Raw genomic sequence first — 13,926 nt, 5'->3', positions numbered from 1 at the left:
AAATGCTCAAACTTAAAACCACTCTTCTACCGGTTGCAGCTGCCTTATTCAGTGCAAATGTTATGTCTCATGGCTATATCAGTGCCACAGATGGCGGCGTTGCTGCAGGACGTGCAGCACTGTGTAAATACACCTCCTCGACGGGTGAACAAAACAGTGCATGTGGTCAGGTGCAATGGGAACCGCAAAGTGTTGAAGGGCCCGAAGGCTTTCCTCATTTTGGTCCGCCGGATGGCAAAATTGCCAGTGCAGGACTGACACAGTTTTCACCGCTTGATGAGCAGACTGCTTCACGTTGGGTAAAGCAACCTATTCAGGCCGGTAAGCAGAATTTCGAGTGGACGTTTACGGCAAATCACGTCACTCGTAATTGGAAGTACTATATAACCAAAGCAGACTGGAATCCTAACCTGCCGTTGACGCGCAATACGTTTGATTTAAACCCATTCTGTGTAGTTCAAGGGAATATGCAAAAACCGCCAAAGACTATGTTTCACAGCTGTAATGTTCCTACGCGAGAAGGCTATCAGGTTATCTTGGCTGTCTGGGATGTAGGTGATACTGCAGCAGCATTCTACAACGTGATTGATGTTCAGTTTGATGGCGATGCGCCTGTCGTGCCGGAATGGATTCAAAATGGTCAAATCAATCCCGGTATGAACCTTGACAAAGGTGATGCGGTGTTTACCCGAGTCTTTGATGCAGAGGGGGAACGTCCTGAACTATCAATACGGATGAGCATCGACAGTGATAAAGCGGGTGAAGCAAATACTTGGTCTTACAATCTGGCGAAAGCAATCAACCAAAACTATGAGCACATAAAAGCAGGCCAGACTGATGCAAACGGCGGTTTCAGTCCTATATTTGGCGCCAACCCAATTTACCTCAAGTCTTCCAGTGATTTAAAACGAGTAGAAGTTGGCTACGATATTCAGTCGCCAGCGCCTGATTATGGTGTCAGCATCGATGGGTTGGCTGCAGAGTATACACTGGATGGTGACAAGGTTGATCTGAGTTATTCTGTGACTGCATTTGGCGATCAGACTGTTGAATTGACGGTTTACAACCATGATCAGGAAGCGTTGGCTTACGAAAAATTAAGCTTAAAAGATGGCAGGTCTAAAACGATTGATATGCAGCTAAATAATGTACAGCCTGGTCATCATATGTTGGTTTCAAGGTCAAAAGATCACGAAGGTCATCTGGTTGATCAGCAAACGCTAGATTTCTCCTTACTTGAGCAAAACGAACAATGTGGTTCTGATCCTGAAGCAGTAAACCATCCTGTGTGGTCTGATGCTGTCACCTACACGGGTGGCGAAACGGTCAGTTTCAACGGCTTGATTTGGGAGGCCAAGTATTGGGTGAAGGGTGCATTACCTTATTCAAGCGATGCATGGAAACTCAAAAGCAATATTCCAGTAGTGTGGACTGCAGGCAAAGCGTATCTGGCGGGTGAGCAAGTGATCTTTGAAGGTTACCTATATCAGGCGAAATGGTGGGTCAACAGTAGCCCAGCCTCATCACCTGATGCATGGATTAACAACGGCAAATTTCACTGCGAGTAATTGATTTAGCAGTAAAAATGAATCTAAAAACCCGGCGTGACGAAAGTTGCGTCGGGTTTTGTGGTATGTCTAATCAATATATAAGTTTAAAAGTTAACTTAACGTTTAGTGTTTAGATGTAATTTATTATCTTTAGTGTTTAAGATTAATTTATCAAAATTTAAAATATTATCTTTTGATTTTATTGACATAAAAAACAATATGAACACTATGAACTAATACATTTTATTTATTACCTATTAGTCTATTTTTTATATTTAATTAATGAATGGATTGTGAGGTGGGATGTGGTATCAATACCTAATTTTAATAGAAATGTCAGTAATGAAAAGTTTCATAATGATAAAGAAATAGACACTAAAAAGGATATAGAAAAAGAAGGAGATTCACTTAAGCACTCGAGTAAGGTATCTCCATCTCACATAAAAAAAGTTAAGAATATTGAGATAAATGGAGAGCGGTTAAGAGAAAAAATTAATACAAATCACAAGTTAATGCCAATCGATAGCCTGCCAGATAGAAAAAGTGTAGGTCTTAGTGTTTCCAACCAAACTAAAAATGCTATCAGTGAAGCGTTTCATTTCGATAGTATGCCAAAAAATAGCTGGGCACAGAGAGAAATCGAGAAAACACTGGGTGCGGTTTATGATACAGACGAGACGTTTAAAAAGTCAGTAGATACCCGTCGTGAGGAGAATAAACCAATTTCAGTGAAAATAATAAATGAAAAATATAATGACAGTGACGAGGAAGGATATAGAAAATTTAGTTCTCAGTATGATCATAAAAAAAATGAGATACGAGTAAACCTCCAAGACCTTAAACGTACATATCAGGACGTAAACGGTAATGCGGCAAATGTAACTGTTGGACGCCTTGCTCTCCACGAGGCAAACCATGCGTTATTAAATAAAGGACAGGGACTTGAAGATAATGAAGCGGCTGTGATTGGCAAAGTCAATCAGCAACTGGAAACGATTGGAGACGACTCAGCCAAGCGAGCAATACCGTTTTCAGGCATGATTAATGCTGCTGACTCAGATAATAATGGGATCTCGAATTTCTTGCCGAAAACTTTGCTTAAAGGTCCGAAATTACTGAACAGTTTGTTAAGACAAGCTCAAGCGGGTAATAGGAGATTTATCTCGGGAGATGCCTATGCATTTCTTAATGCCTCCCCAGTCACTTCTGCGAATGTCCTGCCACCTAATATGCTTTTTAGAGGGGATACCCGCAATCCTGATAATATTTTTAGCAATGGACTCAAGCCGAGAGCTCCTGGTGTAAAGGTAGACATCGTAGACCATGTTTTACTCAATCGACCCTCTAACTTTGTTCCAACTTCAAAGAGCCAGTGGACTGCTGCGGATTTTGTTGGAAGAAGTTACGGTCCCGCAGCAAATGCAAGAGGAGAGCCTCTTTGGGTGTACGAAATAGATCCACGGGGCCTCGATGAGGTAAAAGATGTCAACGTTGAAGTTCCCAATTCAGAATATTCCGATGAAAATGAAGTTGTCGTTGATGGGAACGTGCCGGGGGGAAATATAGTCGGTGCTACACCAGTATATTGGGATCAAAAGAACAGAAGAGCAGTCTTAGGGGGGTTTGTCATGAATCCACTTTATACCAATTACGGGGCGCTCAAGAACGAACAGGCACTTTTGGCGAGCCAATTTCCAAGGGATGATGACGATGATGCATCCTCTGGTGCCGCGGGCGTCATTCAAAAGCCAGTGACTACGCTGGAAGCATGGGCAAAACAATTTGAGGCTTTAGAAAATCACCAATCGTCGTCCACCCAGTCCAACAGCAATGATAAGGATAAACCATTGTCTCGGTCAGTGACGCCTAACATTGAAGGACCGGATCAACCTACGAGATATCCTCTAACGACAACGACGTTCAGCGAACTGTTGAGTAATCAAGATAAAGTAAAAATTCTTTATGATAATTTAGAGCCGACAATCGTGGGCCGAGAAAATACCATCATTAAACAAGGCGATATTGTAAATCTTGGCCCTTATGATGAAAATTTTAAGGGTAAAATAGATATAAGACGGGTTAATGATAGGCTTGATGTGTTTTCCAATAATGCTCCAGTTGGAGTGTTTAATCTAGACCCTAGCAATGATGAATTTAAGTTCGAGTTGAATAAAAATTTCAAAATTATCGACAAATCGATACAAGATAAACTTGATAGCGAAATATTATACAAAGGACATGCTCAATTCAATGAAAACCTTAATATAGAAGACACGACGTTTAAAGATGTGTCATCAGACGGATATAACACAGCCCGAGAGTGGATACATGATTTTAGTTCATATGACAGTGTAAACAATTGGTCAGACGATGATTACAGAAGTAATACAGTCAGGATGTTGCGCGAGGCGGATGGTGAAGTGGCACTTATCGTGCCATATGAGTCAACGGCAGGTGGATATGGGTACGTGGCGGTTTCACATGGTCAAATTGCAGGGTATGAAAATCCCGGCCGCCCAAGTTTTTTCCATACGCGAACTGGGGCATCACAAGATGCAGACGGTCAATTCAAGGTCGCTACTGACAGCCCAAATGCTGCATGGCCAGCAATCATGTCAATTATACTAGCAGGTATATCAGACCCAAATAAAAGGATAGAGTTATAAGGGTGATATTCCTCAGCAAGCGCCCCATCTTGGGGCGCTTTTTTGTTTTCAGCCCTAAACCACCTACTTCAGTAGGTGGTTATCATTCAGGTAGGCTTTGCCTGCCTATCTACCCATGCTAAACGGAATCTCGATTTTTAGCGAAGTCGAAGAGGACATAAAGCATGAGTACATACAAGCAAGCATCGCATGTGTACTGGAGGTGTCAATATCACATTGTATGGACGCCGAGATATAGGTTGATGATTTTAAAAAATAAAATAGGCAAGGAGGTGTTTCGATGCATCCATGTTTATTGCAGTCAATAAGGATGTGAAGTGGTAGAACTGAGCGTTCAGGTTGACCATGTTCACCTAGTCGTCAAGGTGTCCCCCCAAACTATCAATATCCAAGCTAATGGGGGCATTGAAAGGAAAAATAGCTCTGAAGATGTTTAGCAAATTCCCGTATTTGCGTAAGAACAAGCTTTGGGGAAGTCATTTCTGGCAGAGGGGTTATTTCGTTGATATGGTTGGCATCAATGAAGAAATAATTCGCCGATATGTAAGACACCAAGAAAAGGTGGAAAAGCAAAGTCAGTTAGAGATAGAGCTGGATTAGCCAAAAGCCCCCTTTTAGGGGGATCATTGAAAGCCACCTTCTTTAGAAGGTGGATGTTTACTTTTTAATCTAAGTTTTTTTTACTCAAAATCAGTTTGATTGATATCTATAAAACTGATTCATAATACTTATTAAATAAGTTTATATTTTTTCAGTCTTAGAGATCAGCAGAAATAGCACCGCTCTATTGAAAGCAAGGTCATAAATATAACACCTTCTCTCCAATACTTTTTATTCTGTTAATATGAGCGCTGGGAAATCATGATGAAGGCATTGCCTTAGCCATGCAGCAAAGCGTTCGACTTCCTTCGATAAAGGCCTTTTTAGGGGATGGACGATAAAGTATTGGAATGCAGTAAACGTAGGCATTTCAAATAGGCAAACGAGCTGCCCCGTGCTGATATATTGTGATGCCATAGTGAGCCGTGTAACAGCAACCCCTTGCCCTGATAAAGCTGCTTCCAGAACAACGATGGGGTCGTGAACCTCAATACCACCCGCTAACGTGGCAATAGTTTGGTTCTCGTCATTCAAAAACTGTTGAATGGCAATATTAATGTCTTCGATGTCTTTGGCATAGTAACCGAGCCAGGGCAAAGACAGAGCAAAATCAGGTGTGAGATGTCTTTTTTCATCAATCATTAATGAAGGGGATGTCACAATGACTATTTTGTCATGAAGTAATGGCGTAGAGGTCATACTGGGATATTGCCCAATACCAAACCTCAGAGAAATGTCCACATCTGTGTCATGCTCGTTAGTGTGAACATTAGTCGGTTTGACGCTGACGCGAATTCCATCATTGGCGTGAATAAAATCTGGCAATCTATTCACCAACCACTTTGCCATTGATGGGATCAGTGAAATGGTGACATCTTTCTTGAGCTGGTCTTCCTCTAATGAAGCCACTCCCTCATAAAAAGCTGACATGCCACGGACAACGAAAGGGTAAAAGCGTTTACCCTCTTTTGTTAGCGATATATTTCTGCCTACCTTCTCTATTAACGTAACTTGCAATCGCTCCTCTAAATTTTTCATATGTTGGCTGACAGCAGACTCACTGATGTTTAACTCGTGTGCTGCTAATCGAATGCTCTGGTATCTACCGACAGCAGCGAACACTTTGAACGCGTTCATAGATGGAAAGTTTGGCATGGCTACGAGGGGTCTCTCTTTTATAGTCTCTCTTTGAGTCGTTTTTATAGTTAAGTTTTTCTAAAGCCTTTTGGCAACAAACCCTAATTGTTTTCATATTGCCAGTCTCTACACTGTAAACAGGTAAATGACAGAACATGGGTCTTAAAGTCAAAAAGCCCGGCATTTTAGGGAATCAATGCAGGCCCGAATCACACCGCAGGAGCACAAGGAGTCAACTATTGAATTATCAGATGCTATTAGCGGCAGAAAAAAACATCCGGCCATTTATGGATGAGACACCGATGCTCTCATCGCCTTTGCTCGATGAGCAAGTCGGGAGCAAAGTGCTCGTTAAAGCGGATAGTTTGTGTGCGACAGGTGCATTTAAGCTGCGCGGCGCATTAAATGCGGTTTCATCCCTTACTGAGCAACAAAAAAAGGCCGGAGTGGTTGCCTTCTCGACGGGCAATCATGCACAGGCGGTAGCCTATGCTTGTCGCCAGTTTGGCGTGAAAGGCATCATTATCATGCCCAAATATGCCAATAAGGTAAAAATCAAAAATACCCGCGCCTTGGGTGCAGAGTTGGTGCTTTTTGATCCTGAGTGTGAAACAAGGGAGAGTCTGGCTGAGCATTTTCAGCAACAGCATGGAATGACGTTGATTAAGCCATATGATCACCCGGACGTCATTGCGGGGCAGGGTACCAGCGGTCTTGAAATGGTCAATTATTGCCATGCTCACCATATTTCTCCTGACCATTGTTATGTGCCCGTATCAGGCGGCGGTTATCTTGCAGGAATCTCCATCGCTTTTCGCCAGCAATTTCCAAATTGTCACCTTGTCGGTGTGGAATCCGAGGTGTCCCGACCATGGTTTGTGTCAATGCAGAAAAATGAACGCACTCATGTCCAGCAGCAAAAAGAATCTATCTGTGACGCTATTCTTCCACCGCGTCCCATGCCGGGTGAGCTGACATGGCCTATTGTGAGAGCGAATGTCAGCCGTTTCCTGTCGGTATCTGATACTCAAGTTACAGCCGCGATGAACATGTTAGAGGCTTATCTTGGACTTGCGACTGAACCTTGCGGAGCAATCCCCCTTGCTGCCGCAATTGTTGATGAAAAACGGAGAGAAGGTGAAACGATTCTTTGTGTGGTAAGTGGGCGAAACCGCGATTTTTCTGCCGCTACGTGAAAAGGAACTAGGATGGTTATTCTTAATGAAGCCGAGATTCGCAATACCGTCTCACTGACCGGAGAAGTGATACATCAAGTAGGGGAGGCATTTCAGTCAGATAATTCATGCTTTCACTGCCAACCTCCGGTACAGCAAATGGAGCTAGAACCACTGAATGGCCTGATGTGTGTAAAGTCATTTTATACGTCTGAAAAATCGCATTTTGTTGTAAAAATGGCAGGGAATTATCGCAGGCATCAAGGAGAGAGTTCGGAAATACACGGCATGATGGCTATGTATGATTCATCTTCCGGGCAACTCAGCGCGATTCTTGCCGATAACGGTTACCTCACTCAAATCCGTACTGCTGCGGCCAGTGGTTATGCCATTGACCAACTTGCACCTAAGCAGATTGATATTGCAGTCATTGTGGGTTCAGGCACACAGGCGAAGATGCAGCTCACTGGACTATTACTGGTCAGACAGCCGAGAGAAATTAGGTGTTTGGGAAGAAATACAGAGCGTCTGGCGCGCTATGCTGCCTGGGCGTTGGACACGCATGGTGTCTCCATATCGTGTTTTACCGAAGAGGTACATGCAGTCACAAGCGCCGATCTGATCATTACCGCCACAAATAGTGATGTACCTGTACTTCATAAAAATACAGTGCTTGCTTGCCGCCAGTTTTCAGATTTACTGATCATTGCGATGGGTGCTGACAGTAAAGGTAAGCGTGAGTTAGAGACATCTCTGGTGTTGTCAGCAGATCGATGGGTATGTGACGATATCAACCAATCTTTCACACTCGGTGAATTAAAAGAAATAACGTCAGAGGATTTGGATGAAGTATTTGTGCCTGTTGAATTGGCGGATATAGCCAAAGCGCCTCAACCTGGCCTGACGATCTGTGACTTAACTGGCGTTGCAAAACTGGATCTTGCCATTGCTGAGTACTGTTTGAGTCGTTCTGATGGCAACCATTAGGACGTTATTTATCGAAGAGTGAGCCCGATATTGTTTCGGACTCACTACTTTGGATAAACGGTCACGCCATTGACATACGCTTTCCGCCTCTTACTGCTTCTCTTACCGCCAATTAATTACTGATAGTTTGTTCATCAACCGACGGCTTTTCGTTTTCTGCGGTCTCACTCCGGGTGTATTGTTCAGAGTAGCTTCCGAGTCTCCAGAATAAACCGCGAAGATCTTCATCAAATACCACTGATTGAGAAGAGTTTGAAAAGTCGAACTCACAAGGTGTTTTCATTGCAAGATGCTGTGCGTCGTCACCTTCAAATTGAAACATCAATGTTGATTCATCAACAAAGATACGAACGTTTTGTTGTGACGTGTCACTGGTATAGAGGCCAGTATATTTTTGTAACGCTTCATCAGATACCTGAATGTAATTGAAGTCGGGCATAGTGATATCAGCGCCATCAGCTGCCGCGAACAATGCGGTTGCTACGGGTAAGGTGCCAAACACCAGACCATTGGATATGACACAGACACTTGTAGCCGATTTTACATCGTAAATAAGAAACGACATGGTCGCGTCTATCCCGCCTTCATGGCCAAAAACGGACGTTCCATTCATGTCTAATTTAAATAGACCTTTACCAGTATCCTCGTCCATCTCAAGCATCGACTGTAACGAGGATTCACTTAACAACTGGTCGTTGAAAAGAGCATGGATAAAGACACACAGATCATGGGTGGTCGATACAATAGCTCCAGCAGCATAAGGGACACTCATATGAGCGTTATATTCTAACTGATTCCATTTGTTATCTTGCTTGTAGTAAGAGTGGACTTCCCCAGCCTTGGTATCAATTTCACCGCCATAATAAGTATCGCTTAGGTTCAGTTTGTCGGTAATGTGTTTGGATAGATTTTCTTGATAACTGCTTCCACTCACCGTTTCAATGATTTGGCCCAACAGATAGTAGTTGCTGTTGCTATAGCTAACCTGGTCCCCGGGTTCAAATTCGGAGTCGAAACTTGCGATAAGTTCAATCAAGGTATCCACGCTTTGTTCGACGCGCTCGAACTCATGAAAGTTTGTGATTGAGGTAAAATTCTTTATACCGCTGGTATGAGAGAGCAACTGGTTGATCGTTATTTTCTCGGCATGAATTATGCCGGGATAAAAGGTTGAAAGCTTTGTTTCAAGGCTCAACAGACCTTGTTCAATCAAAGTGAAAACAAGGACACTGGTAAACGTTTTGGTAACAGAACCAATCCGATATTTCAGCATATTCTCTGAACTGACCGTTTCGTTATTTTCGTTAAGTTCGAGTGTATGCTGATACTGCTTTATCCCATTTCTGTAGACAGCAGCACTTCCCAGATGCTTTTCATGTTTTCGCAATTCCGCAAAATAGGCATCCAAAATGTTGACATCAACACAGACAGCCTGACGATTATCATCAGATACTTTATGGTGATTGGATGAAGGTTGATGATCAGATAAGTCGGCCATTGCACTCTCCTCATATAAAAATATTAAATAATATTAATCACCTACTGGTGTTGAGAAGAAGAGTGGATAATCGTATTTCAACGTTCACTCGAACTACTATGCTCTTTCATTTGTGTTCTGAGAGACTTCTCACACACGCTCTGATTTTATGATTGAGACCGCCCATCTACTTCGAATTTGAACTTTAATGCACTATAACTTTATTTATTGGAAATTTTATCTATACAGCTAGCTCACAGAATAATAGATAGCGACAGTCAGTAAGACGGGTAACTTGAGCATATTTAAGTATTTCGTTTCAGAAGTGATAATGAAGGTGTTTCTCTGCCCTTACATGGTCTGAGGCTTTGCGCTGACATACGTGATTCTCTAAAATTTCGGCAGGCAAATATGTTGCTGATTGGAGTAAAACTCATGACTTTATGGAAGAAGTTACTCTTAGTGATTGTTTTGTGGTGCCCGCTTGTCAGCTTGGCTGACGATACTAAAGCGGAGCGTGCATGGGACAAAGCCACTGAGTCTGCTGGCTTAGCTTATGATGCAGCGAAAGATGCCGCTGACAACGCTTGGATTGCTATCAAAGATAAAAGCGATGATGCATGGCACTGGATTGAGTTACGCGCTGCCGACTGGTGGGTGGTGATAAAAGAGGTCTCCGACGACGCTTGGGTAATGGTCAAGCACAACAGCTCTGAGCTGTGGGAAGAGTCTAAAGTATTACAACGTAACTTTTTGATGGAAGCGCGGATAACGATTGACAAGATACTCGCGCCTGAGCGGAATCTCGATGAGAGACATGAACTGTCAAGCGACAGCGATGACAGTAATGAAGGTAACCAAGAAGCATAGGGCATCTATCGCAGCAATAGCGGAAATAATGTCAGTAATATAAACCTCAGAAAGCCTCTGTATCTTGCAGGATTGAATAATAGTGAACACCAGAGGCTAATTTCCACTCAGATACACACCACAGACACTGCATTTTTTCTTTCTTCTTCACTTCTGTCAGCCATGATTACGTCTCTGCTGCACCTAACTAGACAGGTTTTCATAAGCCGCCTTACCAGACATTCATCTTGGTGCAAAAAATAAACATTGTGCACCATGAAGTGTCGTTACGTTTTTTTTACTCTTCAGTATTTCTTCTCACTGATTTGATTTTTTGCAATAACTTCATTGAGTTAATTTTTTTGCGACTCAGTTGGCATAGATCTGGCCTATCTCTGTTTGGCTTTGGAACTAATTTCAAATGGAGAGGCTCAGAGATGGAAAAGAACAGAATACGTTTTACTCGCAAACTTGCACTTACCCTGGCACTTTTTGGTGCAATGAATGTGTACGCCGATGATGACACCATAAAGGTCGGTGTTCTTCATTCATTGTCAGGGACGATGGCAATCAGTGAAACAACACTGAAAGATACAGTGTTAATGATGATTGACGAACAAAACAAAGCAGGTGGCCTCTTAGGCAAAAAGCTTGAGCCTGTTGTGGTGGATCCTGCTTCTAACTGGCCACTATTCGCCGAAAAAGCCCGTGAATTAATCGAAAAAGAAAAGGTAGATGTGGTGTTCGGTTGCTGGACATCCGTTTCGAGAAAGTCGGTGTTACCTGTCTTTGAAGAACTGAACAGCTTGCTGTTTTACCCTGTCCAGTATGAGGGTGAGGAGTCATCAAAAAATGTGTTTTACACAGGAGCGGCACCGAACCAGCAAGCAATACCCGCTGTTGATTATTTGATGGCTGATCTGGATATCGAACGCTGGGTATTGGCGGGAACGGATTACGTTTATCCTCGAACAACCAATAAAATTCTTGAAGCTTACCTGAAAGATAAAGGCGTCAAAGCGACAGACATCATGGTTAGCTATACACCTTTCGGTCATTCTGACTGGCAGTCCATCGTATCTGACATTAAAAAGTTTGGCGCTGCGGGTAAAAAGACTGCTGTTGTCTCCACAATTAATGGCGATGCGAATGTGCCCTTCTACAAGGAGCTTGCTGCTCAAGGCGTGAAAGCTGAGGATATTCCTGTTGTGGCTTTCTCTGTCGGTGAGGAGGAGCTATCAGGTATGGATACCTCGGCGCTGGTGGGGCATCTCGCAGCGTGGAACTACTTCATGAGTGTTGAGACGGATGCCAACGCCGCCTTCGTCGAAAAATGGCACAAGTTCATCAAAGATGATAAGCGCGTGACCAACGACCCGATGGAAGCCACTTATCTAGGGTTCAAGATGTGGACAAAAGCGGTCGAGAAAGCGGGTACCACGGACTCTGAAGCTGTGCAGGAATCCATCATTGGAGTGACTGTCCCGAATCTGTCGGGTGGCTATGCGACAATGATGCCAAACCACCATATCACCAAGCCCGTCCTTATCGGTGAAATTCAGGACGACGGTCAGTTTGTGTCTGTCTGGGAAACCACAGATGTCATTGCCGGAGATGCCTGGTCAGACTTTCTGTCGGGCTCTAAAGACCTGTTTGCCAGTTGGCTGAAGCCGATGTCGTGTGGGAGCTTTAATGTTCAGACAGGCAAATGCTCAGGCGAAAGCAAGTAACTTATTGTCAGAACAGGCAGCCTGAACGGGCTGCCTTTGATACCCACCTTACCTTGTTTAGCGGAGCTGCCGACATTGATGTTGGCGTTAATCGCTTAAAAAGCGGAAGACGATATGGATATGATCATCAGGCCCTGGCTCAGCAAAAAACACGTGCAGGACATGTTCACGATAATATGCCTGCTATGCTGCGCTGTTTTTTCTCTCCCGTCACAGGCGACAATTTCTGGGTTTGCGGATGTTGAGTCAACCCTCTCAAAAGGCAAGTTTAAAGAAAAGCAAAGGGCCATCTCATGGCTGGTCAGTCAAGGTCACCCTGATGCCAGGGATTTGCTGGCGGCACTGCTTGAGCGAAAAGTGGTTTATGACAAGAAAGCCCTCCAACTCTGGATACTTGAGGGTAAGACAGCACGCCGTCTTGCTGATTCTTATATTCACGCAGAGCCAAAGTCGCTCAAGCTGAGAAAAGTGACAATCAACAATGCTGTCCGCCGTACTATCAACGAGGGGATTGCTCGGCTTGAGCTGTCGGATACTTCCCCAGAAAAGCGTCTGTCAGCAGTTAAACGGTTAATGACAAAGATTGATGCGAGCACTGCGCACATCTTGTCAGAACAAAAGGAAAATGAAACTGACAACGAGATTAAAGAGACGATTGAACTGGCGCTTGCCATTCATGCTGTCAATAACCTCAATAAGCACCCAGCAGACAAGCTCAAAGCGGATATTGTTTTACTTGGCGCTTCAGCGCTGCCGCAGGCTCAACAGGTGCTTAAACAGGCTTTGCCAAAAACTAGCAACCCAGAATTAATACATGCCATTAATTTGTCTTTGGACCAATTAGATCAGTATGAGCGTCTGATGAGGGGAGTGGAGACCCTTTATTTCGGCATTAGCCTCGGGTCGGTATTGGTTCTGGCTGGTATAGGGCTGGCTATTACATTTGGGGTCATGGGGGTTATCAATATGGCCCATGGTGAGCTCGTTATGCTCGGAGCCTATAGCACCTATGTAATGCAGCAACTCTTGCCGGGTCAGGCTGGATTGGCATTGTTGCTATCCATTCCGGTCGCATTCATAGTGTCTGGCAGTGTCGGTATGTTGATTGAGCGGACGGTTATCCGCCACTTATACGGCAGACCATTGGAGACCTTGTTGGCGACTTTTGGATTAAGTCTGATTCTTCAGCAAGCGGTTCGTTCTGTGTTTTCGCCACTGAATCGCTCGGTCAGTACACCTGAATTTATGTCCGGAATGCTTGAGATCTCGCCGATGTTATCTCTTACCTGGAATCGGCTTTACATCATTGCGTTTTGTCTCATTGTCTTTTTCAGCTTGTTACTGGTATTGAAAAGAACCGCACTGGGCCTTCAGGTGAGAGCGGTATCCCAGAACAGGGCAATGGCAAGAGCCATGGGGGTAAGGTCGGAGCGTGTTGATATCATGACATTCGGTATTGGTGCCGGTGTGGCGGGTATCGCTGGCGTGGCACTCTCTCAGTTGACCAATGTGGGCCCTAATATGGGGCAGGCATACATCATAGATTCCTTCATGGTTGTGGTGTTCGGTGGTGTTGGAAATCTCTGGGGCACGCTGGTCGCGGGTTTGAGTCTGGGTATTTTCAATAAACTCCTTGAGCCTTGGGCGGGCGCGGTTCTGGCAAAGATTCTGGTATTGGTATTCATCATTTTGTTTATTCAAAAGCGGCCAAAGGGACTGTTCCCGCAACGTGGCCGAATGGCGGAGGGCTAAATG

Annotated in this window: 9 protein-coding genes and 1 pseudogene; 8 read left to right on the top strand and 2 right to left on the bottom strand. The window is 44.0% G+C overall.

Annotated features, from left to right (window positions below):
- The first annotated feature begins 2 nt into the window (after nt 1–2).
- From gbpA to tnpA, 3 genes and pseudogenes are all read left to right on the top strand, one after another.
- A complete protein-coding gene (gene gbpA / locus A8L45_RS15100; protein WP_068903723.1) occupies nt 3–1,568 on the top strand; it encodes an N-acetylglucosamine-binding protein GbpA in 1,566 nt (521 codons plus the stop codon).
- A 287-nt stretch (nt 1,569–1,855) separates the two neighbouring features.
- Nucleotides 1,856–4,216: a scabin-related ADP-ribosyltransferase gene (locus A8L45_RS15095; RefSeq protein ID WP_139122393.1), complete on the top strand. Its 2,361-nt coding sequence runs from the start codon at nt 1,856–1,858 to the stop codon at nt 4,214–4,216.
- Between the two features lie 164 nt (nt 4,217–4,380).
- A pseudogene (gene tnpA, locus A8L45_RS15090) lies at nt 4,381–4,816 on the top strand (IS200/IS605 family transposase).
- A gap of 231 nt (nt 4,817–5,047) precedes the next feature.
- Here tnpA and A8L45_RS15085 read toward each other — a convergent pair.
- On the bottom strand, nt 5,048–5,953 hold the full coding sequence (locus A8L45_RS15085) for a LysR family transcriptional regulator (protein ID WP_245680738.1): 906 nt from the start codon (nt 5,951–5,953) through the stop codon (nt 5,048–5,050).
- 239 nt (nt 5,954–6,192) lie between these two features.
- Between A8L45_RS15085 and A8L45_RS15080 the strand changes: the two genes are divergently transcribed.
- Together A8L45_RS15080 and A8L45_RS15075 are read left to right on the top strand one after the other, a co-directional pair.
- Entirely contained in the window at nt 6,193–7,149 is a 957-nt protein-coding gene (locus tag A8L45_RS15080) for a threonine ammonia-lyase (RefSeq protein WP_083228358.1), read from the top strand.
- Between the two features lie 12 nt (nt 7,150–7,161).
- Nucleotides 7,162–8,115 (top strand): ethanolamine utilization protein EutC, encoded by a 954-nt coding sequence (locus A8L45_RS15075; RefSeq protein WP_068903714.1) that lies wholly within the window; start codon nt 7,162–7,164, stop codon nt 8,113–8,115.
- A gap of 112 nt (nt 8,116–8,227) precedes the next feature.
- Here A8L45_RS15075 and A8L45_RS15070 read toward each other — a convergent pair whose 3' ends face one another.
- Nucleotides 8,228–9,613, bottom strand: a complete 1,386-nt coding sequence (locus A8L45_RS15070; protein WP_068903712.1) for a serine hydrolase domain-containing protein — start codon at nt 9,611–9,613, stop codon at nt 8,228–8,230.
- Between the two features lie 414 nt (nt 9,614–10,027).
- Between A8L45_RS15070 and A8L45_RS15065 the strand changes: the two genes are divergently transcribed.
- The 3 genes from A8L45_RS15065 (at nt 10,028) to urtB (ending at nt 13,923) form a co-directional block, all read left to right on the top strand.
- Nucleotides 10,028–10,462 (top strand): hypothetical protein, encoded by a 435-nt coding sequence (locus tag A8L45_RS15065; RefSeq protein WP_139122392.1) that lies wholly within the window; start codon nt 10,028–10,030, stop codon nt 10,460–10,462.
- A gap of 479 nt (nt 10,463–10,941) precedes the next feature.
- Nucleotides 10,942–12,171: an urea ABC transporter substrate-binding protein gene (urtA, locus tag A8L45_RS15060; protein WP_245680741.1), complete on the top strand. Its 1,230-nt coding sequence runs from the start codon at nt 10,942–10,944 to the stop codon at nt 12,169–12,171.
- A gap of 114 nt (nt 12,172–12,285) precedes the next feature.
- Nucleotides 12,286–13,923 (top strand): urea ABC transporter permease subunit UrtB, encoded by a 1,638-nt coding sequence (urtB, locus tag A8L45_RS15055; RefSeq protein WP_417852015.1) that lies wholly within the window; start codon nt 12,286–12,288, stop codon nt 13,921–13,923.
- Nucleotides 13,924–13,926 lie beyond the last annotated feature (3 nt).

It is taken from the genome of Veronia pacifica, assembly GCF_001707825.1.
Taxonomy (GTDB): Bacteria; Pseudomonadota; Gammaproteobacteria; order Enterobacterales; family Vibrionaceae; genus Veronia; species Veronia pacifica.
The sequence above is the reverse complement of the archived record's forward strand: the minus strand, read 5'-3'. Positions and strand labels throughout refer to the sequence as shown.